This window comes from Rhizobium sp. Root708 (genome assembly GCF_001429725.1).
GTDB lineage: Bacteria > Pseudomonadota > Alphaproteobacteria > Rhizobiales > Rhizobiaceae > Rhizobium.
The window spans coordinates 63,914-85,152 of record NZ_LMHV01000001.1 but is presented as its reverse complement, the minus strand read 5'-3'; the positions used below and the strand labels follow the sequence as shown (position 1 = coordinate 85,152).

Here is a 21,239-nt window from a genome sequence, read left to right as displayed (position 1 = left end):
CGCCTACATTCGTCTCGCGCTTGCGTATCCGGAGGTCCGGGTGTTAGCTGCTGCAGCATTTGACTGGATTTCTGCCGATGAGACTACCGCAGCGCGATCGCTACGTAGACCTTTACCGTGATTTTGCGTGGGACATCCCGGACGATTTCAACATCGGTCGTGCGGTCAGCGACGAGTGGGCTGAGCGTGCACCGGAGCGCGTCTGCCTCGAGCACTTCAGCCCCGACGGCAATCACCTTTCGATGACGTACCGCGAACTGGCGGAGCGCTCGTCCTCCTTCGCCAATGCGCTGGTCTCGCTCGGCGTAAAGAGGGGCGATCGCGTCGCGCTGCTTCTGCCGCAATCGTTTGAGACTGTCACTGCGCATGTTGCGATCTACAAGATGGGCGCGATCGCGCTGCCTCTCGCCTTGCTCTTCGGCGTCGAGGCGCTGGAGTACCGGCTGACGACGGCGGGCGCCTCTGTCGTTGTCACCAATGCCTTTGGGCTCGGTCGAATCCGTGAGATCCGCGCGCGCCTGCCCGATCTCCGCGAAGTGATCTGCGTCGATGGCGAGGGGGATGGGGCTCAATCCTTTGCCGCGCTCGTTGCGGGCCATCCGCCGATTTTCGAGGTTGCCAAGACTGCGCCGCATGATCCCGCATTGATGATCTTCACGTCGGGTACGACCGGCTCGCCAAAAGGCGCCCTGCACGGCCATCAGGTGCTAGCCGGCCATATACCGGGAATGCAGTTTGCCCATGAAGGGTTTCCGCAGCCCGGCGACAAGGTCTGGACGCCCTCCGACTGGGCCTGGGCCGGCGGGCTGCTGAACGCGCTGCTGCCCAGCCTGCTTCTCGGCGTTCCCGTCGTCTCGTCGCCTGCGCAGAAGTTCGACGCGGATACGGCCTATCGTATCATGGCCGAGATGAGGGTGCGCAACGGCTTCATTCCGCCAACGGCGCTCCGGTTGCTGCGATCGGTGTCCGATCCGCTGAAGAAGTACGATCTCGTCTTGCGGACCATCGGTGCTGCTGGAGAATCGCTCGGCGCCGAAACGCATGACTGGGTAAAGCGCACGCTTGGAATTACCGTCAATGAGTTCTACGGCCAGACGGAGTGCAATTTCGTCCTGTCATCGAACGCCTCGATCGGCGTCAGCAGACCGGGTGCGATCGGTCGGCCGGTGCCCGGGCATCGCGTTGCAATCGTCAGCGAGAAAGGCGAGGAACTGCCGGTGGGCGAGGCGGGGCAAATCGCCATTTGGCGGCCGGATCCTGTGATGTTTCTCGGATACTGGAACGACGCGAAGGCCACGCAGCGCAAATTTGCCGGCGACTGGCTGCTGACAGGCGATATCGGGCGCCAGGACGCCGAGGGTTACGTGACCTTCTTCGGCCGGGACGATGACGTCATCACCTCGTCCGGTTACCGGATCGGCCCCGCTGAAATCGAGGACTGTCTGATCGGGCATCCTGCGGTGCAACTCGCCGCCGCCGTTGGTAAGCCGGATTCGGTTCGTACCGAGATCGTCAAGGCCTATGTGGTGCTGGCGCCCGGCTTCGAGCCGAGCGAGGCATTGGCATTGGAAATTAGCGAGTGGGTCAAGATGCGGCTCTCGATGCACGAGTATCCGCGCGAGGTGGAGTTCGTCTCGGAACTGCCGCTGACGACGACGGGCAAGGTGATCCGCCGCCTGCTTCGCGAGCGCGCGGCGAAGGCCGCACCTATCCGCGACCCGCAAGCGACATGATTTTCTGACGCAGCATCTTCGCGACGCTGCGCGTGCTGCTGTACATGTGAAGCTGAGCCGAGACCTGTCGCACCTCGCGGTCGCTGTTCTGCGTCAAGCCGATCACCACGGTTCCCATCTCTTCCCGCTCCTGCCAGAGGCGGCTCATGATCGGATGATCGGGAATGGCGCAGGAATCCGAGCGCTGGATGTTGGCGTCGTCGAGATGCCATTCCGTCAGCTCCGCCATCAGAAGCTTACCCGGCGAATAACGGGCATAGCTCTCGTTATAGGCGGTTTTCCAGGTGTAGGCTTCGCCGCCCATCATCAGCACGACGGTGGACGCAATCGCCTTTCCATTGAGGTCGATCGTGTGGACGCGAACGGCATCCACCTCGGCGAGGTTGGAGATCGCCTCACGGGCGAAGGCGGTGTGATAGCGGTCGGTCACAAGCGCGCTGCGCTTCTTGCCCTTCCAGCCGCCGGCTTCCAGCGCCAGGAACTCCTCGAAGCGGGTGTGGATCTCACGCGGCTGGCGGGCGACGCTGTAGACGACGTTGCCCTGCTCCTCGAGCAGGCGCCATTGACGCCGCATTTCGCGCAGGTGCGACGACGATACCGATCGACGCAGATAGACAGTCGCGTCCTCGTCGCTTTGCAGCATCGGACGCAGGTAGGGATTGGTCACGGTTATCGGCAGGTTGCGGCCGATCGCGACCGCCTTTGCCAGCCGCGCGAAGATGCCGTTCAGCCGCACATCCGGCAGCACGAGGATCGATGGCAGGCGCAGGTCGCGGGCGGCCAGTCCTTCGAGCAGATTGTCGAGCGTTTCGGCCGCGTCCTCGCCATCGACCAGTGGTGTTCCCAACGGCGCGAAATTGTTGGCCCAGATACGGATGATCGACGGCCCGACGGCGAAGCCGGGTTTCTCAACCGAGAACGGCATCAGCACGCGCAACCGGCTACGGCTTTCGCTTCGGTCCCGAAGCAATGCAAAGTTCACCTGGCGATCGTCGAGGCGCGGCATGGCCGGCGCCAGGAAGCGGCCGGTGAAGAAGACGTTCGGTTCCATCGCGCGGTTCGAGAGGAAGTCGAGTTCTTCCTGCATTTCATAGCCGAGCTTGCCGGAATAAAGGCAGAGTTCGCGACCGGGCCGACCGACATCGATGCGGGCTTCGGCTTGCGGCGTGTCGAATGCCAGCGAGGCCAGTTCATGGACCATTCGGTTCTTGGTCGCATCGGTCGTCGGAGTGGCGGAAGGAGTGCGGACCATTCTGTCAGGCTTCCATCTCGTTGTGGGCGACGGGCGGTTTGGCGAAGGCGAAGAGGGCGATGCCAAGGGCGCGGCGAACCGCAAGGTGCAGCAACACGGCTTCGACGCCCATTGCCGACGCGGTGGCGATCGCCGCGCCTTCGATGCCGAGTTGCGGGATGAGGACGATGTTTAGCACGACGTTTGCCGTTAGGGCGCCGGCGTAGAGCAGGACGCAGATCTTCTGCTTGCCGGCCATCATGAGAAGCGTTTCGGCAGGCCCGACCAGCGCCTTGGCGAGGATACCGGCGAGCAGGATCGCCATCAGCGCATAGCCGGCCGTGAAGGCGCCGCCGAACAGCGAAAGCAGGAGGTGCCCGGCCGCCAGAACGACGAGCCCGACTGCCAGGGCCGGCCAGAACGTCCATCTAGCGGCATCGATCGCGGCTGCGGCAAGCTGCGGACGGTTGCCTTCGGCGATCAGGCTCGAGAAGCGAGGTCCAGAGGCGGCCTTGACGGAGAAGTTGATGAAGTGGACGAGGGCCATTGTCTTGGCGGCGGCGAAATAGATCGCGACGTCGTGAGGTTCGAGGAAAATACCGACGACGACGACATCCGAGTTGGTGAGGAGGAAGCTGACGCCTTCGATCAGGAAGATCGGGAAGGCGACGCCCAGCCATCCGAGAAAATCGACCTTCCTCGGGCCTTCCTTGTAGTGGCGACGCAGGCGAATAAGAGTCGCGACATACTGGCCAAGCGCCGTGACATAGGTGGCGAGGAGTGCTGCCTGCATTGCAGTGACAGCCGTGCTGGGTGCACCGAGCCCGATTGCCGCCAGCATGAACAGGATGATGAGGATCGGCCTGACGATATAGACCGGGCTCAAGGCCATGACCGGCCAGTGATTGGCGCGCGACGTTCCTTCGAGGATGTCGCCCAGCGCAATCATCGGCATCGCCAACAGGCCAAGCACGATCGGGATGATGTAGTAACTCTGGACCTTGTCGCTAAAGACGTGCAGCGCGATCATGCCGATCGCCAGGACGATGGTGCCGGATACCAGGCCGAAGACGCGCGCCGTGCCGGTGAGCCCGCGAATTTCGGCGTAAGCGCCGGCGGCCTTGTATTGCGGCAGAAAGCGGACGATCGCCGTGTGAAAGCCGAGGCAGGACAGGTCTCCGAAGAGAACGATCAGCACCCAGACGAAAACGAAGATGCCGTATTCATATTCGCCCATCAGCCGAGCGAGGACGATCTGAGAGAGGAAGGCGAGGGCAGCGCTGGCAATGCGGATGGAGAATGCGGTCAGCGCCATGCGCTGGGCGGTCGCCTTTTCATCGCGCTCGGTCAGCACGGCGAGCAAAGCGCGCAGAATACGGCTACCCGCAGGGCGAAGCCCCGCAGGCAAAAGCTTTTCTGCCGTCTCTATGACTGCCATCACGAACACGCAAAACTCTCAGGCAAATCGTGCTTAGAGTAGTGGCATGACACGGTTAAGAAACGGTTGTGACGGGACCCCTTGGCTTAACCTGTCCCCAGTTCAAGGCGTCAGCCGCCACCGCGCGTCAACGCCCTTTCTATCAAGACGTCAAGGACCTCGGCATAGCTGACGCCCGATGCCGCCATCGCCTTGGCGTACATGCTGATATTGGTGAAGCCGGGGATGGTGTTGAGCTCGTTGACCACGAAGGACATGTCCTGCATCAGGAAGAAATCGACGCGGGCCATGCCGTCGCAGCCGAGCGCCTTGAAGGCCTGGCGCGCGGTCTTGCGAAGTTCGTCCTCGATCTCCTTTGGCAGTTGCGCGGGTATGCGCGGTGCCGCACCGGCCTCATCGATATATTTTGCCTCGTAGCTGTAGAAACCGTGGCTTTCTGCTGGCGCGATTTCGCCTGGCAGCGAGATGGTGATTTCGCCGTTTGCATGTTCGAGCACGCTGAACTCGATCTCGCGGCCTGCGATGAATTCCTCGGCGAGCAGCTTGGTATCGTGCCTGAATCCCTCAGCGAGGGCGGCTGCGAAGTCCTCGCGGGTCGTCACCTTGCTGACACCGACCGAAGAGCCCTGGCGGGCGGGCTTGATGAAGAGCGGCAGACCCAGTTTCTGCGCCGCTGTTTCGAAGGAGGGCACGCTGTCTTCCTCGATGCAGAGGGCTTTCGCCACGGGCAGCTCGGCCTCTCTCAGCAGGCGCTTGGCGATGTCCTTGTCGATCGCGGTGACCGATCCGAGCAGGCCGCAGCCGGCGAGCGGCACGCGGGCAACGGATGCCAGCCCCTGTATCGAGCCATCCTCGCCATGCATCCCATGCAGCACGGGAAAGAGAACGTCGATTGCGGGGACTTCATAGGGCTGTGCGCCCTGCGGGATGGCGAGCATGCGGCCTTGGCCGCCGGGCAGCAGACTGACCTCGACGGCTTCCTCTACCTTGGCGGCAGCCGACAGTGCGGTGCCCTTGGGCAGAAGCCGCCATTGTCCTTCCCGGGTCACGAAGATCGGCAAAACGTCGTAGCGCTCGGCGTCGAGGGCCGCGACGACGTTGGTCGCCGAGAGGATCGAGACGTCGTGTTCGGGTGAACGGCCGCCGAAGAGGATGGCGATGCGCGGGCGGGACGATGTCGGGCGGGCGGTCTGTGTTGGCATAGTGGATAGTCCCCTTGGATCGTTGTTATTGGCCGAGCCTGACGGCGACGCCGCGATTGGCGAAGAAGCGGTCGAAGATCTCGATCGGCAGCTCGACATCGGCTTGGCTTGCTTCGTCGTGGCCGGATGGGTTGTGGAAGCGGATGGTGTCAGCTGTTGCCGCCGTCACCAGCACGGATGGCCGCCTTTCGAGGGCGGCTGACGATCCGGCCAGCGGATCTGGCTGTTGACGGAGGCAATAAAGAAAGCACTATTCTTCAGAATATCCGCCAGATCGGCTGTCTGCAGGCTGGTGACCGTCTCCGCATCGAGACCGAAGGTCTCGCCGACATAGGTGACGAACGGCGCATAGATGAGCCCTTTGATGGACTGGTCTTCTTCGTTGACGACATAGCCGCCGAAAGCTGTGCATCCACGCGCGAGATCGATCGTGCGGTGGTCTTGACCCGTGGCGGCGAGGATCATCTTCAGGCAGGCCATGCCGCAGATATTGACCGCCCAGCGCGCATATTCCTCGACGGTATCGGCGCCGGATTGCTGCCAGAGCGGATCATCAAGCAGGGCCGGCGCACCGCGCTCCAGCACGGCGAGCGTCATCGACGCCGTTTCCCACTGGCTGAAATAAGGGGCCTTGCAAGCGGTGCCGTTCATCGAGTGTCCCTGAAATCAAACCTGATATCGGAGCAAGCTCGGTGAACAAAGCGACTGTTTTGCGGCTGAATTTCGAGCGGACTATGGATGTGCAAGTTGTGGGCGGGTTTTGACCCTTGGCGGTATGCGCGTATGAAAAAGCCCTCGCGACATCCCGGTCGCGAGGGCTTCGATCTTAATGCTCGATCAGGCCTCAGACCTGCTCGAATGCACCATGGCAGTGCTTGTACTTCTTACCGGAGCCGCACGGGCAAGCCTCGTTGCGGCCGACGCGGCCCCAGGTCGCGGGATCTGTCGGGTTGCGGCTCTCCGGGGCGACGACAACTTCGCTTGCCTGATAGAGCGCAAAATCGTCTTCACCGGTGTCCGGATCGATGTGATGCGCGTGCATGATCGGGGGTTCCGGCTCGGGCGGAGCCTGTTGCACCAGCTCGACGCGCATCAGCTGCGCCGTCACTGCTTCGCGCAGGTTGTTCAGCAGCGATGTGAAGAGCTCGAATGCCTCCGACTTGTACTCCTGCAACGGATCGCGCTGGGCATAGCCGCGGAAGCCGATGACGGAGCGCAGGTGGTCGAGGTTGACGATATGCTCGCGCCACAGGTGGTCGAGCGTCTGCATGACGACCGAGCGCTCGACGTAGCGCATGATGTCGTCGCCGAAGCGCTCGGCCTTTTCCGTGAAGGCCGCATTCGAGGCCTCGGTAAGACGCTCGCGAATATTGTCTTCGCCGATGCCTTCTTCCTTGACCCAGTCCTCGACCGGAAGATCGAGATTGAGGAGAGCGTTCGTCCGTTCCTTGAGGCCGGCTGCGTCCCACTGTTCGGCATAGGCGCGCTCAGGAATATGCTTCTCGACCAGATCCTCGATGACCTCGCGGCGCATGTCGGAGACCGTCTCGGCGATATTGGCCGATTCCATCAGCTCGAGGCGTTGTTCGAAGATCACCTTACGCTGATCGTTCAGAACGTCGTCGTATTTCAGAAGGTTCTTGCGGATGTCGAAGTTGCGGGCTTCGACCTTCTTCTGCGCGCGTTCCAGAGCCTTGTTGATCCAGGGATGGACGATCGCCTCGCCTTCCTTCAGACCGAGCTTGGTGAGCATCGAATCCATGCGGTCCGAGCCGAAGATGCGCATCAGGTCGTCCTGAAGCGACAGGTAGAACTTCGAACGGCCCGGGTCGCCCTGACGGCCTGAACGGCCGCGCAGCTGGTTGTCGATACGACGGCTTTCGTGCCGTTCCGTCGCTATGACGTAGAGGCCGCCTGCGGTGATCGCCTGCTGCTTGAGGACCTTGATTTCCTCCACAATCGCGGCAATCCGCGCATCGCGCTCAGGACCTTCCTCGACTTCGCCAAGCTCGCGCTCGACACGCATCTCGAGGTTGCCGCCGAGCTGGATGTCGGTACCGCGGCCAGCCATGTTGGTGGCGATGGTGACGGCACTGGGGACGCCGGCCTGGGCGACGATGTAGGCTTCCTGCTCGTGATAGCGGGCGTTCAGAACCTGGAAATTGGTGAAGCCCTGCTTGCGCATCATTTCGGCGAGCAGTTCGGACTTTTCGATCGAGGTGGTGCCGACGAGAACCGGCTGGCCGCGCTTTTGCGCTTCCGCGATCTCGGCGATGATCGCCTTGAACTTTTCGTCGAAGGTCCGGTAGACCTCGTCGTCTTCGTCGATACGCAGGATCGGCAGGTTGGTCGGCACTTCGATGACGTCGAGGCCGTAGATGTTGCCGAATTCCTCGGCTTCCGTCTGCGCGGTACCGGTCATGCCGCCGAGCTTGTCGTACATGCGGAAGTAATTCTGGAAGGTGATCTGCGCCAGCGTCTGGTTCTCAGGCTGGATCTGCACCTTTTCCTTGGCTTCTAGCGCCTGGTGCTGGCCTTCCGAGTAGCGGCGGCCCGGCATCATGCGGCCGGTGAATTCGTCGATGATGACGATCTCGTCGTTGCGGACGATGTAGTCCTTGTCGCGCTGGAACAGCTTGTGGGCCTTCAGCGCGTTGTTGACGTGATGGACGATCGCGACGTTCTCGATGTCGTAAAGCGACTGCCCCTTGAGCAGGCCGGCCTGGCGCAGCAGGTTTTCGAGCTTTTCCGTGCCTTCTTCCGAGAAGTTGGCCGAACGCTGCTTTTCATCGATCTCGTAGTCGCTTTCCACCAGAAGCGGAATGTAGGCGTCGATGGTGTTGTAGAGGTCCGAGCGGTCGTCGAGCGGGCCGGAGATGATCAGCGGCGTGCGCGCTTCGTCGACGAGGATCGAGTCGACTTCGTCGACGATCGCGAAGTTGTGGCCGCGCTGGACCATCTGGTTCTTCTCGTACTTCATGTTATCGCGAAGATAATCGAAGCCGAGTTCGTTGTTGGTGGCGTAGGTGATGTCGCAGGCATAAGCGGCGGCGCGCTCTTCGTCCGACAAACCATGCACGATGACACCGGTGGTCAGGCCAAGGAAGCTGTAGAGCTTGCCCATCGTGGCAGCGTCGCGGCGAGCGAGGTAGTCGTTCACGGTGACGACATGCACGCCCTTGCCCGACAGTGCGTTCAGATAGACGGGCAGAGTGGCGACGAGGGTCTTACCCTCGCCGGTCTTCATCTCCGCGATCGCGTTCGAGTGCAGGATCATGCCGCCGATCAGCTGTACGTCAAAAGGTCGCATGCCCAAAACACGGCGCGACGCCTCGCGAACGACCGCGAAGGCCGGCACGAGGATGTCATCAAGCGTCTTGCCTTCCGCGAGCAGCTTGCGGAATTCGACCGTCTGAGCTGCCAGCTGTTCATCGCTCAATGCCTTCGTTTTCTCTTCGATGGCATTGATGTCTACGACGTTCGGCTGGAACGACCGCACGCGGCGATCATTGGCAGAGCCAAATATTTTGCGGGCTATGCCGCCAAAGCTGACCATATAACTGGTCCTTTCTGAATATTCTTCCCCGGCTTTTCTTAGTCCGTTGCCCAGCCGAATTTCAGGCACACGTCTCGAAACGCCAGGAAACTGTTCTGGACGCGAGGTTGCGTGACAGATAAGAGGGGGGTCGAATGATGTCAACGGATTTGGGCGATATAGAAAGGCCACAATCCAGTGTTGATGGCTGTTTCAGGCTGGATTCATGAAGTTGAAGCCGGTGGTTTAACTGTGAAGGGTTATTTGATGTTGAACTACAACAAGATTGCCGTGCTGGCGTTCGCGACTTTTGTTGCGTTCCAGGCGCCTGTCCGTGCTGAAGACAAGCCGGATGCCGTCGTTGCCAAGGTCGGCGATGTGGAAATCCACCAGTCCGATCTGGATCTGGCAGTTGCCAACCTCGATCCGCAGCTTGCACAGCTCCCGGAAGACCAGAAGAAGGTCGCAGCCCTTTCGGCCGCCATCGACGTGAAGCTGCTTGCCAAGGACGCTGCCGTCGAGAAGCTCGACCAGACGCCTGAGTTCAAGAAGCGCATGCAATACCTCGCCGATCGCGAGCTGCACAACGCCTACTTCAAGAAGCACGTCGTCGACACGGTTACCGATGCGGAAGTGAAGGCACGCTACGACAAGGAAGTCGCAGCACTTCCGAAGCAGGAAGAAGTTCACGCCCGCCACATCCTGGTGAAGACCGAGGATGAAGCCAAGGACGTCATCAAGCAGCTCGACGCCGGCAAGAACTTCGCCGATCTCGCGAAGGAAAAGTCCACCGACCCGAACAAGGCCGACGGCGGCGATCTCGGCTATTTCACCAAGGGCCGCATGGTCAAGGAATTCGAAGATGCTGCCTTCGCGCTTGAGAAGGGCACATATTCGAAGACTCCCGTGAAGACCGATTTCGGCTACCACGTCATCCTCGTCGAGGATAAGCGCGACGCCGCTCCTCCTGCTTACGACCAGGTCAAGGACCAGGTTCGCCAGCTCGTGATGCGCGACAAGTATCTGGCGCTTCTCGCCGCGGCGAAGGAAAAGTCCAAGATCGACATCACGGACGAAGCGCTGCGCACTGGCTACGAGAATGCCAACAAGCAGCCGCAGCCGGGCGACGCGCCGGCCGCGCAGCCGCAGCAGTAATCTCGAACTCTGGGCCCGGTTCTACCGGGCCCTTCACTATCGTCTATTGTCGTATTTCCGCAGCGCGAGCCGGCTTATACTTCGCCCCGGAAATCTCCTTCAGTCATCAGGTCGATCACCATGTCCGGTTCTGTTTCTCCGCTCGCTCCGAAATCCTATGCCTCCATGCCGGCTTTGCGCGGCCTGCGGATGGCGACGGCTTCCGCCGGGATCAAGTACAAGAACCGCACCGACGTGCTGATGATGGTGTTCGACAAGCCAGCGGCTGTCGCCGGCGTTTTCACCCGCTCCAAGTGCCCCTCGGCGCCTGTCGATTTCTGCAGGGCGAATTTGCCGCACGGTTCGGCGCGCGCCGTTGTCGTCAACTCCGGCAACGCCAATGCCTTCACCGGCCTGAAAGGCCGGGAGGCGACCGCACTGACGGCGAAGTCGGCTGCAGCGGCAGTCGGTTGCGGCGAAAACGAGATTTATCTTGCTTCCACCGGCGTGATTGGCGAGCCGCTTGATGCCACGAAATTCTCCGGCGTTCTCGACCAGATGCACAAGGACGCGACCGGCGATTTCTGGTTCGAAGCCGCCAAGGCGATCATGACGACCGACACGTATCCGAAGGTCGCGACCCGCAACGCCGAAATCGGCGGTGTGACGGTGACGATCAACGGGATCGCCAAGGGCGCCGGCATGATCGCGCCCGACATGGCAACAATGCTTTCCTTTGTCGCGACCGACGCGGATATCGCTCCGGCAGCGCTGCAGTCGCTTCTCTCCGCCGGCGTTGATCCGACATTCAACTCTATGACCGTCGATAGCGATACCTCGACATCCGACACGCTGATGCTGTTTGCGACCGGCGCTGCCGCCGAGGATGGTCAGGTGCGTATCGAGAGCGGCGACGATGCGCGCCTTGCCTCGTTCCGCGCCGCGCTCAACGATCTGCTCAAGGACCTGGCTTTGCAGGTGGTCCGTGACGGCGAGGGCGCGACCAAGATGCTCGAAATCACGGTGACCGGCGCCGAAAGCGACGCCGCCGCGAAGAAGATCGCTCTTTCGATCGCCAATTCGCCTTTGGTCAAGACCGCGGCTGCCGGCGAGGATGCCAACTGGGGCCGCATCGTCATGGCCGTCGGCAAGTCCGGCGAAATGGCGGATCGCGATCGGCTGGCCATCTGGTTCGGCGATGTGCGCGTTGCCGTCAACGGCGAGCGCGATGCCGGCTATTCCGAAGAGGCGGCCAGCAACGTCATGAAGCAGCAGGACATTCCCGTGAAGGTCGAGATCGGCCTCGGAAATGGTACGGCGACGGTCTGGACGTGCGACCTCACGAAAGAGTATGTCGCTATCAACGGTGACTACCGGAGCTGATTTTTCATTGACCCAGACACTACCCAAGAAGGCAAATCTGCCGCTTGTACGAAGGCTGGAGGCCGTTGGCTTCCGGGCGTGGCCCGCATCGTCGGTGCACTATGACGGCAGCTGGCAGGTGCGCCTTACGGCGGGACATCCGTCGAACAGGCTGAACTCGATCGTACCGCTCGATCCGTCGGATCACCGCGACGTCGAGATCCGGCTTGCGAAGGCCGGCCGCAAGTTCGAAGCCTATGGCCGACCGGCCGTGCTGCGCCAGACCCCGCTTGCGTCCCCTGTTTTGATCGACCTCGTCCAATCGCTGGAGTGGAAGCCGTTCGACGAGACGGTGGTGATGACCTGCGATCTCGCCCATGCGGAGCTGCCGGATACACTGGACCACCTGCCTACGCATGATATCGGCCGGTTCGTCGATGCCAATCTCGCGACCGATGGCGTTTCCGCCAAGCTGAAGCCAGCGCTGGCCGAGATCATCAATGCGATCAAGCCGCCATCAGGGCTCTTCATGATCGAGGATGCAGAGACCGGGCCGCTCGCGACCGTGCTTTGCGTTCAGGATAACGACCTTGCCGGAATCATGTCGCTTTCGGTGGCGAGCGAACGCCGTCGTGAAGGTCTGGGGCTCGAAATCCTGACTTCGGCGCTGCGCTGGGCGCGCATGCGCAGTGCCCGCAGCGCGTGGCTGCAGGTCAAGGCGACGAATAATCCGGCGATTGCACTCTACGAGCGTCTCGGCTTCCAGGAAGCATACCGCTATTCCTATTGGCGGAAGGACATGGCGCGATGAGCGGTCAAGCGCGCAACATCCTGCTCGTGGTGGCCTGCGCATTGATCGATGCCGATGGTCGCATCCTTTTGGCGCAGCGCCCGGAAGGAAAGTCGCTCGCTGGTCTTTGGGAATTTCCCGGAGGCAAGGTCGAAGCCGGTGAAACACCGGAAGAGACGCTGGTTCGCGAACTGCATGAAGAGCTCGGCATCACGACGAAGATCGCCTGCCTCGCGCCGCTGAGCTTTGCCAGCCATACCTACGAGAAATTCCATCTCCTGATGCCGCTCTACATCTGCCGGCGCTACGAAGGCGTGCCGCATGGCAAGGAGGGACAGGCATTGAAGTGGGTGAAGCCGCAGGCACTGCGCGATTACCCGATGCCGCCTGCCGACGAGCCGCTGATCCCGGTTCTTCAGGATCTACTTTAGACATTTCTGAATATTAATCTCCTCCGTTCCAATTTGGGTGTGGATATTAATAGATCGTTTAACACCTTCTGCCAAAGATCGGCCTCAATCAAGCAACTGGCGTGTGTGTAGAAGGCTTGACGCATGGACGACGATTTCTGGAAAGCGGTTCGAGAAAAGGAACAGGCTTCGGCTGCCTCGCGCAAGACCGGAGTGCTGAATATTGCCTTGCTGTTCGGCACTGCAGTTGTCGCGCTGACGCTGATCCTGACGCCGATGCTGGCTGATAAATCGAAGTCGAGTGTGTTCGCAAGCGCACCTTCGGAATTCGATTCGATCACCACGGGCTCGATCCCGAAAACCGAGAATGGCAAGCGTTATACGATCCGTCGCAGCGTACTTCAGGAGACACCCGGTTCGGTCTGTGTCGTTCAGGGGTATGGAAGCGGCGCGGGCTGCTGAGGCCGGCATTCATAAGCTCATGTTAGCGGCGTGGCCGCAGGGTGAACCATGCGAATTTTGAAAGCATTTCTCGCAGACATCGATGGCACGACAGCAATTGAATACGGGCTGCTCGCAGCATTGATTTCGGTCAGTATCATTGCCGGCGTCGAAGCGATTGGTGGCAACCTCTCCAACGTCCTTCTCGGCGTCAGCAACCACATCGTCGCGCCGAACTGAGACAGCAGCTTACTGCTTCAGCTTGTGTTCCTGCACCTTGAGAGCGTCGGCAAGTCGCACTTTCGCGGATCCCGGACGTAGCGGTTTCTGCTGGCTCTCGTGTGGTGCCCATCCCGATACGTAAATGATCGAGAACGTTGCCCGGATGCGCCCGTCCGGATCGGCGTAGCGTTCGGCGTAGATTTCCGCGGCTTTCATGAAAAACGCCCGCGTCAGCGGCTTGCGGCTGCGTGCGGCGAGCGGATTGGTCATGCCCATCGCCCTGAGGTCGCGCATCAACGGGAAGATGGAATCGTATCGGACCGTATAGGTTTCAGCGTCGATCACCGGCAGGGCAAAGCCGGCGCGCTGCATGAGTCCGCCGACGTCGCGGACGTCAGCAAAGGGGATGACTCGCGGGCTTGCGCCGCCCGTCATCTCGATCTCCGTCGCCAGCAGCACTTCACGCAGTTCCTGCAGCGTTCCGGTGCCGGGGATGGCTGCCAGGAAAAGGCCGTCCGGGCGCAGGGCGCGGCGGATCTGGACGAAAACGCCGGGCGTGTCGTTCGTCAGATGCAGGCTGAGCGGCGCCAGGATCAGATTGGCAGACTGCGGCTCGAGTGGAACGATTTCGATCGGTGCTTCCACGAATATGTCGGATGGGTCGAGATGTGCTGGCTCGACCTCGATGCGGGTCAGACTGCCGATCTTGCCGGTCGCCTTTGCGGCACGCGCGGCGGCGCCGGTTGCGCCGTGCAGTTCCACCGCGTGCTCGAACGTGCGCTCGACAACGGCAAGGCGTTCACCAAGTTCCTCGGCCGCGATATCAAGCAGGAAGGTCGCTTTCGGGTCATCGTTGCGCAGGGCGCGATGTCGATTGGCTGCGATCCGAGCAGGGTCGAAAATTATCTCCATGGCCGACGTCCTTAGTCCTGTGGGCGATCTACGGCAAGGCGATTTTCGTGGAACGCGAAAGCGGCTATGGTCGTGCCGATGTGGCAGAAGGGGGGCTTCGTGCGGTTGCGTCAGATATTGCTCGGTCCGCTCGCCTTCGTTGCGGATCTCGTCTATCCGCCAAGCTGCGCCGTCTGCGGCGTCGAGACCGGCGGCCATCGAGGCGTTTGTCCGAAGTGCTGGTCCGCCATTCGTTTCATCGAGCGCCCTTACTGCGAGATCCTCGGTATTCCGTTCTCGCACGATCTCGGTCCTGGCATCGTCAGCGCTGCGGCGATTGCCAATCCGCCTCCCTTTGACAGGCTTCGCTCGGCTGCTTTCCACGATGATGCGGTGCGCCGCCTCGTGCATGCCTTGAAATACCGGGATCGTACTGATCTTGCGCCGATGATGGCAGGCTGGATGCGAAGGGCCGGCGGAGAGGCGATCGCGCAATGCGACGCGATCCTGCCGGTGCCCTTGCACAGAACCCGCGTGCTTTCGCGCAAGTTCAACCAGGCGGCCGAACTCGCCCGTCATCTTGCGGCACAATCGGATCGCCCGCTTCTGCCCGGCACGCTGCTTCGTACCCGCCGGACCAGGCAGCAGGTCGGTCTCGGCGCGAAGGCACGCGAGGATAACGTGCGCGGCGCCTTCGCCCTGACGCGAGGGCGCGAGGGCGATGTGTTCGGAAAAAGGCTGGTTCTCGTCGACGACGTCTACACGACGGGGGCGACGGTCGCGGCGGCAGCCAAGGTGTTGCGCAAGGAGGGGGCCGCCGACATCACGGTTTTGACCTTTGCAAGGGCCCTTGCAGAAACTATATGACACCCAGATTACTGGAACTTTCTGGAGTCCCGATGGTACCCGTCACGATTTATACACGTCAGGCCTGTGGCTTCTGTTCCCGGGCGAAGTCCCTGCTCACGGAAAAGGGCGTTGCGTTCGTCGAGCATGATGCAACCTTCTCCCCGGATTTGCGGCAGGAGATGATCGGCAAGTCGAACGGTCGTACGACCTTTCCGCAGATTTTCATCGGAGACACCCATGTCGGCGGGTGTGACGATCTCTTCGCGCTCGATCGCGCCGGCGAGCTCGATCCGCTGCTCGCGGCCTGAGGCGATACGATGACCTTTACGGCTGCTGCTATTCAGATGTGTTCCGGCGTCGATCCCGAGAGGAACGCCGCGGCGATGGCGCGGCTCGTGCGGGAAGCCGCCGGTCGGGGTGCGACCTACGTGCAGACCCCCGAAATGACTGGAATGTTACAGCGGGATCGTGCGGCCGCGAAGCTGCTGCAGCGGGATGAGACCAACGATATCATCGTTGCAACAGCTGCGTCCCTGGCAAAAGAGCTCGGCATTTTCATGCATGTCGGCTCGACGGCCATCCTGCTTGGCGATGGAAAGCTCGCCAACCGGGGATATCTCTTCGGGCCTGATGGACGCATCCTCAATCGCTACGACAAGATTCACATGTTCGACGTCGATCTCGACAATGGCGAGAGCTGGCGCGAAAGTGCTGCCTATCAGGCTGGATCGGAGGCGCGGGTCCTGTCGTTGCCGTTAGGCCAGATGGGCTTTGCCATCTGCTACGATGTCCGTTTCCCGGCACTCTTCCGTGCGCAGGCTGTCGCCGGCGCCGAAGTGATGACAGTTCCGGCAGCATTCACGAAGCAGACCGGTGAGGCCCATTGGGAGATCCTGCTGCGTGCCCGCGCCATCGAGAACGGCATGTTCGTGATCGCCGCCGCACAGGCAGGTGTTCATGAGGACGGTCGTGAGACCTTCGGGCATTCGATGATCATTGATCCGTGGGGCAAGATCCTCGCGTCGGCGGGACCGGCGGGAGAAGCCGTCATCATCGCCGAGATCGATACAACAGCGGTGAAGGCCGCCCGCGACAAAATTCCGAACCTTCGGAACGCTCGAGAGTTTTCTATCGAGAAGGTTGTGGGTGCAGCCGGAGACGTTGCAGCTTGATCCGTTATTCGCTTCACTGTGAAAACGCCGATGAGTTCGAAGGCTGGTTTTCCGAAAGTGCCGACTTCGATCGACAGATCGAGTCCGGCTTTCTGACGTGCCCCGTGTGCGGCTCAGGTTCCATTTCCAAGCTGCTGATGGCGCCATCCGTCTCGACTGCGCGCAAGAGAGATGAAATCAAGACGCTCGCCATGGACGCCTTGAAGCGCGAGGCATTCCAGAAGCTGAAAGAAGCCGTCAGCAACATCAAGGCCAATTCCGAGGATGTCGGCACCGGCTTTCCCGAGGAAGCGCGAAAGATCCACTATGGCGAAACCGATGCGCGCGCCATCATCGGCCAGACAACCCTCGACGAGGCCCAGGCTTTGGTAGATGAGGGTATCGAGATCGCAGCCTTGCCTGTTCTTCCCGACGACGTGAACTGACCGCTGATTCTCAGGCTTCGCGCCGGGCCAGCATCATGTAGTTGACGTCCATATCCTTCGACAGGTTCCATTGATTGGACAGCGGGTTGAAGAACACGCCGGTTCGCTCGATGACCGTAAGACCGCTTTCCGTCATCGGCTTTTCAAGTTCTTCCGGACGAACGAGCTTTTCATACTGGTGCGTGCCGCGCGGCAGCCAGCGCAGGATGTTTTCCGCGGCGAAGATCGCCAACGCCGCAGCCTTCATGGTCCTGTTGATCGTGGCAACGAACATCAGTCCGCCAGGGCGTACCATCCCGGCGCAGGTGGTCATGAACAGATCGACGTCCGCGACGTGCTCGACGACCTCCATGTTCAGGACGATATCGAATGTCTCGCCGGCTTCGGCAAGCTGTTCCGCCGTAACGGCGCGGTAGTCGACGGGAACACCGGATGCCTTGGCGTGGGTGGAAGCGATGCCGATGTTCTTCTCGGACGGATCGGCGCCAACGACCGATGCGCCCATGCGGGCGACCGGCTCGGACAGGAGACCGCCGCCACAGCCGATATCAAGCACCCGCAGCCCTTCCAGCGGGCGCGGGCTGCGCATGTCGCGGCCGAAATTCTCCGCCGCCTTGTCCCTGATGTAGGCCAGCCGCACCGGGTTGAACTTGTGAAGCGGCTTGAACTTGCCGGTCGGGCTCCACCATTCCGCCGCCATGGCCGAGAAGCGGTCCACTTCGCTCTGGTCGATTGTGGTCTTCGCCGCCTCGGTCATCGTCCATGCTCCTTGCTGTGTCGTGACTGAAGTCGGACGAACGGCTGCCGAAGTCAAGAGGCCCTGCCGTGACCAGCGCGCTGCGGCTACTCCAAGAGGATAAGGCGACCGGTATTATTAACATATGCTAATATAGCGATCTCTGGGGACCTCGAAACATGTTCCGCCCGTATCGCGTTCTGGCCGCCTTCCTCGGTCTTGTGCTTTCCTTCCCGCTCGCCTCGAACGCAGCAGAGGAGGTCGGACAAGCTACGCTTATCCGTACCGATGTTACCGGCGACGCCGGGCCGATCATCGTCAAGTCGCCTGTTCATCGCGACGAAAAAATCCGGACGTCGGCCAGCGGGCTTGGGCAGTTTGTGTTTCGCGACGGCACAAAGCTCGCGGTTGGTGCTGGCTCCTCCGTGGTGATCGACAAGTACGTCTATGATGACGCGAGCTCCGTCAAGAAACTGACGATCCGCGCGGCGAAGGGGACGTTTCGGTGGATCAGCGGCAGTTCGTCGTCTTCGGCCTACTCGATCGTCACCCCCGCCGGCACGATCGGCGTGCGCGGAACAGCCTTCGACTTCTACGTCGGTCCGAACGGCCAGACAGCAATGGTTCTTCTGAACGGTCAGGCCGAATTCTGCGGCGCTGGCGGCTGCAAGCAGCTGAAGCAGCCATGCGATTGTGTCATCGCCACGCGGAACGGGGGCGTGAGCGACCCAAGCGCTGTCGATCAGCAGACTCTGGACAGGCTCGGCAACCGCCGCGCTTTGCCATTCCTGTCCCGCGACCAGTTGCTATCTGGCGCTCTCGGCGGCATCCGTACCAGCTGCGGCCTTGCCAATATTCAGCCTGACCGGCGCGATCGAGATCAGCCCGCGCCTCCGAAGCCGCAACCGCTTCGTCAATCCCCCGTGCAGCCGCCGGATAAGCCCGACAAACCTGACAAGCATCATCACCACCATGACAAGCACGAGCGCCACGGCGATCGTCACCATCACGACCGCGATCATCACGGTTGGGGTGGAGACCGCGACGGTCGGCATGGCTGGAACGGGCATCATGACCGCGGCGGTGGCGGTTGGGGCCAGCGATCGGATCACAACGGCGATCGGCCGGGATGGGGCAATGGAAATCGTGATCGGCATGACCGGAGCGACAGACCGAGCCGTCACGAGCGAGCAAGTCATCAGGATCGCGGTCACGGATTCCAGAACCGCCATGAGGCGCGGCACGAACGGCCCGATACGAGCGGAGATATGTCGGCAAACTCGGGCGGCGGTGATCAACAAACGGCTGACGCAAGCTCGGATCCCGGCCGCGGAGATCGCGGCAACCACGGCGGCTGGCATAACCGTGGTTCATGGCATGACCGTCATGGCAAAGGTCGCACTGAAAATTAGCCGGCTTCCGAGATTGGTTTCTCCGCCTCGATCGGGATGTCGCGAAAATGATCCGCCCGTCGCGACAGCCGGCGATAGAAATCCGCGAGCGTCGGTGTAAACGGCGATATCTTCTGGCGGACCGCGGCCAGCCGTTTGCGACTGTCGGTCGCATGGTTCTGCAAGGCTTCCACCAAGGCCGCGTGGGCGTGCAGCAATCCATGAAACGCTTCCGAACCGCCCTCAACCTCATCACCAACGACCGCGTACAGCCGCGAGCGGCTGCTTTTGCCCTTCAGGCCGAGCGAGCCGGCATCGAGCAAGGCAAAGCCGGGAAGGGCCATGGCGGTTGTCTCCGATGCGAGGATGTCGAAGCCGACTTCCTTGCAGCAACTCTCGATGCGAGCTGCAACGTTTACCGCGTCGCCCACCGCTGAATAGTTGAACCGCGCCTCGGCGCCCATGTTGCCGACGCAGGCAAGGCCGGTGTGGATGCCGATGCCTATAGCGACCTGATATTCCGGCCCGAAGCCGAATGCATCGGCCTTGTTCAACTGCGCCATGGTTTCGCGCATCTGCAGCGCCGCCCGCATTGCCTTTCTCGGATGATCGCCGACATCCACCGGTGCATTCCAGAAAGCCATGATCGAGTCGCCGATGAACTTGTCGAGCGTGCCTTCGTTGGCCACGACATGCCGGCTGAGCGCATCAAGCAGCGTGTTCAGGAAGCGGACGACTTCCGCTGGCTGTAACCTCTCACTGAGCGACGTGAAGCCGCGAACGTCAACGAACATCACGGTCAGTTCGCGGTCATCGCCGCCGAGACGGAGCGCGCCCGGGGTATGCTCGATCCGGTAAAGAAGCGATGGAGAAAGATACTGTCCGAAGGCGCGACGAACCTCGCGGCGCTCGCGATCGATAACCAGAATGCGGAAGGATGTCGCGGAGAAGTGAACAATCGATCCGCTGACGATCAGCGCCAGGGGATCGAAGAGAAGCCCCCACTGGGAAAAGGCAAACCAGGATGCGGCGAGCGCAAGGATCGTCATCAGCATGCCGCAGAGAAGAGCGAAAGCCGGGCTGACAAAGGTGGTGACGATGACCAGAACGATACCGAGCACGGCAATCGCGAGGATTTCCAGGCCATCCGCCCAATCCGGCCGCGACAGGAATCGGCCGGAGAGAATCTGTTCGACCGTCTGGGCATGCATGGAGACGCCGGGGACATTCTGCCCGAGGGCGGTGGTGCGGATGTCCTGCAGGCCAGCGGAGGAGGTGCCGACGAAGACGATGCTTCCCTCGATCGCGGCGCTGACATCGGCTGGCGGCCCCTCCGCAGCGAGGATCTTGCCGGCGGAAATATATCGCTCGGCGACATCGGGGCTGGTGTAGAGCCAGAGTTCTCCGGTTGACGTCACCGGGACGACGAAATCGCCGACCTTCAGCGAAGTCAGCGTATTGGGAGCGTCAGGGGCGGCCGCAACCACATAGGTCGAGGCCCCCTGGGCGACGCGCAGCGCTTCGATCGCGAGGTTGGGATAGAGCTGCTCGCCATCCGTCAGAAGCAACGGTATCCGGCGAACGACCGATGAATAGGTTCCGGGGTTCAGGCTGATGTGACCAATGCCGGTCGCAGCGATCTGCAATTGCGGCCTCAAGGGGGTGGCGGCGACGAGACGTGGAGGTGCGTTGAAGGGGCTTTCACCGGTGAAGGCGAAGCCGGCCTTGACTGGTGGGCGATAGGTGCCATCGGTGGAGAGGCCGAAGCCGAGGACAACAGGGTGGCCTTCCATTGCCTCTGCAAAGGCCTCGTCGTTATCGGGCAGGCGCCGAAGCAGCGACGGATCGACGCCGGCGACATCGCGCATCACGGTGCGCGGCGACAGGCGATCCGGCTCAGAAAAAAGAATATCGAAGGCGATCGCCGAAGCTCCCATGTCCGACAAGCGCTGGACAAGGAGCGCCAACCTGTCGCGCGGCCAGGGCCACTGGCCAAATTCCCGCAGGGAAGCTTCATCGATATCGATTACCCGCACCGGCGTATTCTGAAAAGGGCGGGGCGTTATCCGCTGGTACTCGTCGAAGGTGATGTCTCTTATCTGGCGCAGGAGAGGTGGATCACTGACCCGCAGCAACGTCAGGGCCGCAACGAGTACGAGCCCGATAAGAACGCCGATTTGCTGCGTGCGCGTCATCATGGATCAGATTCCAGCAGGCCTGCGATCAGCTGATCGCCGGTCGTTGAGGCTGCCCGTTTCGAGCGCGCGATGCAACCGC

General features: G+C 61.4%; 19 protein-coding genes and 1 pseudogene. 12 read left to right on the top strand and 8 right to left on the bottom strand.

Annotated elements, in window-relative coordinates; translation table 11 throughout:
* The first annotated feature begins 77 nt into the window (after positions 1–77).
* Entirely contained in the window at positions 78–1,733 is a 1,656-nt protein-coding gene (locus ASE04_RS00385) for an AMP-binding protein (protein ID WP_056811258.1), read from the top strand.
* Here ASE04_RS00385 and ASE04_RS00380 read toward each other — a convergent pair.
* The 5 genes and pseudogenes from ASE04_RS00380 to secA form a co-directional block, all read right to left on the bottom strand.
* A complete protein-coding gene (locus ASE04_RS00380; protein WP_056810186.1) occupies positions 1,708–2,985 on the bottom strand; it encodes a GNAT family N-acetyltransferase in 1,278 nt (425 codons plus the stop codon). The genes ASE04_RS00385 and ASE04_RS00380 overlap by 26 nt on opposite strands.
* 4 nt (positions 2,986–2,989) lie before the next feature.
* The gene (locus ASE04_RS00375) at positions 2,990–4,402 is read right to left on the bottom strand and encodes a lipopolysaccharide biosynthesis protein (protein WP_056811255.1); all 1,413 of its coding nucleotides are present in this window, start codon (positions 4,400–4,402) and stop codon (positions 2,990–2,992) included.
* 110 nt (positions 4,403–4,512) lie between these two features.
* Positions 4,513–5,604, bottom strand: coding sequence for a D-alanine--D-alanine ligase family protein (locus ASE04_RS00370; RefSeq protein ID WP_056810184.1), 1,092 nt, complete (start codon positions 5,602–5,604; stop codon positions 4,513–4,515).
* 25 nt (positions 5,605–5,629) lie between these two features.
* Positions 5,630–6,255, bottom strand: a pseudogene (locus tag ASE04_RS00365) (C39 family peptidase).
* A 193-nt stretch (positions 6,256–6,448) separates the two neighbouring features.
* A complete protein-coding gene (gene secA, locus ASE04_RS00360; RefSeq protein WP_056810181.1) occupies positions 6,449–9,160 on the bottom strand; it encodes a preprotein translocase subunit SecA in 2,712 nt (903 codons plus the stop codon).
* A gap of 246 nt (positions 9,161–9,406) precedes the next feature.
* Between secA and ASE04_RS00355 the strand changes: the two genes are divergently transcribed.
* From ASE04_RS00355 to ASE04_RS00330, 6 genes are all read left to right on the top strand, one after another.
* Positions 9,407–10,294 carry a peptidylprolyl isomerase gene (locus tag ASE04_RS00355; RefSeq protein WP_056810178.1) on the top strand — a complete coding sequence of 296 codons (888 nt, stop codon included), beginning with the start codon at positions 9,407–9,409 and terminating at the stop codon, positions 10,292–10,294.
* Positions 10,295–10,414: 120 nt separating this feature from the next.
* Positions 10,415–11,656: a bifunctional glutamate N-acetyltransferase/amino-acid acetyltransferase ArgJ gene (gene argJ / locus ASE04_RS00350; RefSeq protein ID WP_056810173.1), complete on the top strand. Its 1,242-nt coding sequence runs from the start codon at positions 10,415–10,417 to the stop codon at positions 11,654–11,656.
* Positions 11,625–12,446 carry a GNAT family N-acetyltransferase gene (locus ASE04_RS00345; RefSeq protein ID WP_056810171.1) on the top strand — a complete coding sequence of 274 codons (822 nt, stop codon included), beginning with the start codon at positions 11,625–11,627 and terminating at the stop codon, positions 12,444–12,446. Before argJ ends, ASE04_RS00345 begins: the two co-directional genes overlap by 32 nt.
* The gene (gene mutT, locus ASE04_RS00340; RefSeq protein ID WP_056810168.1) at positions 12,443–12,856 is read left to right on the top strand and encodes an 8-oxo-dGTP diphosphatase MutT; all 414 of its coding nucleotides are present in this window, start codon (positions 12,443–12,445) and stop codon (positions 12,854–12,856) included. Before ASE04_RS00345 ends, mutT begins: the two co-directional genes overlap by 4 nt.
* Before the next feature lie 123 nt (positions 12,857–12,979).
* Positions 12,980–13,297: a hypothetical protein gene (locus ASE04_RS00335; protein WP_056810164.1), complete on the top strand. Its 318-nt coding sequence runs from the start codon at positions 12,980–12,982 to the stop codon at positions 13,295–13,297.
* A 48-nt stretch (positions 13,298–13,345) separates the two neighbouring features.
* A complete protein-coding gene (locus ASE04_RS00330) occupies positions 13,346–13,516 on the top strand; it encodes a Flp family type IVb pilin (RefSeq protein ID WP_056810161.1) in 171 nt (56 codons plus the stop codon).
* A 9-nt stretch (positions 13,517–13,525) separates the two neighbouring features.
* Here ASE04_RS00330 and ASE04_RS00325 read toward each other — a convergent pair whose 3' ends face one another.
* Positions 13,526–14,410, bottom strand: coding sequence for a class I SAM-dependent methyltransferase (locus ASE04_RS00325; RefSeq protein ID WP_056810159.1), 885 nt, complete (start codon positions 14,408–14,410; stop codon positions 13,526–13,528).
* Between the two features lie 105 nt (positions 14,411–14,515).
* Between ASE04_RS00325 and ASE04_RS00320 the strand changes: the two genes are divergently transcribed.
* Genes ASE04_RS00320 through ASE04_RS00305 form a run of 4 tightly spaced genes read left to right on the top strand, consistent with a single transcriptional unit; the run spans position 14,516 to position 16,835 of the window.
* Positions 14,516–15,256: a ComF family protein gene (locus ASE04_RS00320; protein WP_443216834.1), complete on the top strand. Its 741-nt coding sequence runs from the start codon at positions 14,516–14,518 to the stop codon at positions 15,254–15,256.
* A 32-nt stretch (positions 15,257–15,288) separates the two neighbouring features.
* Positions 15,289–15,546: a glutaredoxin 3 gene (gene grxC, locus ASE04_RS00315; RefSeq protein WP_056810155.1), complete on the top strand. Its 258-nt coding sequence runs from the start codon at positions 15,289–15,291 to the stop codon at positions 15,544–15,546.
* 9 nt (positions 15,547–15,555) lie between these two features.
* Complete coding sequence (locus tag ASE04_RS00310) at positions 15,556–16,410, top strand: carbon-nitrogen hydrolase family protein (protein WP_056810151.1); 855 nt, start codon at positions 15,556–15,558, stop codon at positions 16,408–16,410.
* The gene (locus ASE04_RS00305) at positions 16,407–16,835 is read left to right on the top strand and encodes a DUF1178 family protein (protein ID WP_056810148.1); all 429 of its coding nucleotides are present in this window, start codon (positions 16,407–16,409) and stop codon (positions 16,833–16,835) included. Before ASE04_RS00310 ends, ASE04_RS00305 begins: the two co-directional genes overlap by 4 nt.
* A gap of 10 nt (positions 16,836–16,845) precedes the next feature.
* On the opposite strand, the gene ubiG is transcribed toward ASE04_RS00305, so the two are convergent.
* Positions 16,846–17,592 (bottom strand): bifunctional 2-polyprenyl-6-hydroxyphenol methylase/3-demethylubiquinol 3-O-methyltransferase UbiG, encoded by a 747-nt coding sequence (gene ubiG, locus ASE04_RS00300; protein WP_056810145.1) that lies wholly within the window; start codon positions 17,590–17,592, stop codon positions 16,846–16,848.
* 158 nt (positions 17,593–17,750) lie between these two features.
* Between ubiG and ASE04_RS00295 the strand changes: the two genes are divergently transcribed.
* On the top strand, positions 17,751–18,983 hold the full coding sequence (locus tag ASE04_RS00295; protein WP_082597215.1) for a FecR family protein: 1,233 nt from the start codon (positions 17,751–17,753) through the stop codon (positions 18,981–18,983).
* On the opposite strand, the gene ASE04_RS00290 is transcribed toward ASE04_RS00295, so the two are convergent.
* Positions 18,980–21,157, bottom strand: a complete 2,178-nt coding sequence (locus tag ASE04_RS00290) for a CHASE2 domain-containing protein (RefSeq protein WP_056811248.1) — start codon at positions 21,155–21,157, stop codon at positions 18,980–18,982. The two genes, ASE04_RS00295 and ASE04_RS00290, sit on opposite strands and share 4 nt — an antisense overlap.
* Positions 21,158–21,239 lie beyond the last annotated feature (82 nt).

Excerpts from the sequence above, each read along its gene's own strand:
- ASE04_RS00385 (WP_056811258.1), top strand. The coding sequence starts at position 78 with ATGAGACTACCGCAGCGCGATCGCTACGTAGACCTTTACCGTGATTTT.
- ASE04_RS00380 (WP_056810186.1), bottom strand. The coding sequence starts at position 2,985 with ATGGTCCGCACTCCTTCCGCCACTCCGACGACCGATGCGACCAAGAAC.
- ASE04_RS00375 (WP_056811255.1), bottom strand. The coding sequence starts at position 4,402 with ATGGCAGTCATAGAGACGGCAGAAAAGCTTTTGCCTGCGGGGCTTCGC.
- ASE04_RS00370 (WP_056810184.1), bottom strand. The coding sequence starts at position 5,604 with ATGCCAACACAGACCGCCCGCCCGACATCGTCCCGCCCGCGCATCGCC.
- secA (WP_056810181.1), bottom strand. The coding sequence starts at position 9,160 with ATGGTCAGCTTTGGCGGCATAGCCCGCAAAATATTTGGCTCTGCCAAT.
- ASE04_RS00355 (WP_056810178.1), top strand. The coding sequence starts at position 9,407 with ATGTTGAACTACAACAAGATTGCCGTGCTGGCGTTCGCGACTTTTGTT.
- argJ (WP_056810173.1), top strand. The coding sequence starts at position 10,415 with ATGTCCGGTTCTGTTTCTCCGCTCGCTCCGAAATCCTATGCCTCCATG.
- ASE04_RS00345 (WP_056810171.1), top strand. The coding sequence starts at position 11,625 with ATGTCGCTATCAACGGTGACTACCGGAGCTGATTTTTCATTGACCCAG.
- mutT (WP_056810168.1), top strand. The coding sequence starts at position 12,443 with ATGAGCGGTCAAGCGCGCAACATCCTGCTCGTGGTGGCCTGCGCATTG.
- ASE04_RS00335 (WP_056810164.1), top strand. The coding sequence starts at position 12,980 with ATGGACGACGATTTCTGGAAAGCGGTTCGAGAAAAGGAACAGGCTTCG.
- ASE04_RS00330 (WP_056810161.1), top strand. The coding sequence starts at position 13,346 with ATGCGAATTTTGAAAGCATTTCTCGCAGACATCGATGGCACGACAGCA.
- ASE04_RS00325 (WP_056810159.1), bottom strand. The coding sequence starts at position 14,410 with ATGGAGATAATTTTCGACCCTGCTCGGATCGCAGCCAATCGACATCGC.
- grxC (WP_056810155.1), top strand. The coding sequence starts at position 15,289 with ATGGTACCCGTCACGATTTATACACGTCAGGCCTGTGGCTTCTGTTCC.
- ASE04_RS00310 (WP_056810151.1), top strand. The coding sequence starts at position 15,556 with ATGACCTTTACGGCTGCTGCTATTCAGATGTGTTCCGGCGTCGATCCC.
- ubiG (WP_056810145.1), bottom strand. The coding sequence starts at position 17,592 with ATGACCGAGGCGGCGAAGACCACAATCGACCAGAGCGAAGTGGACCGC.
- ASE04_RS00295 (WP_082597215.1), top strand. The coding sequence starts at position 17,751 with ATGTTCCGCCCGTATCGCGTTCTGGCCGCCTTCCTCGGTCTTGTGCTT.
- ASE04_RS00290 (WP_056811248.1), bottom strand. The coding sequence starts at position 21,157 with ATGACGCGCACGCAGCAAATCGGCGTTCTTATCGGGCTCGTACTCGTT.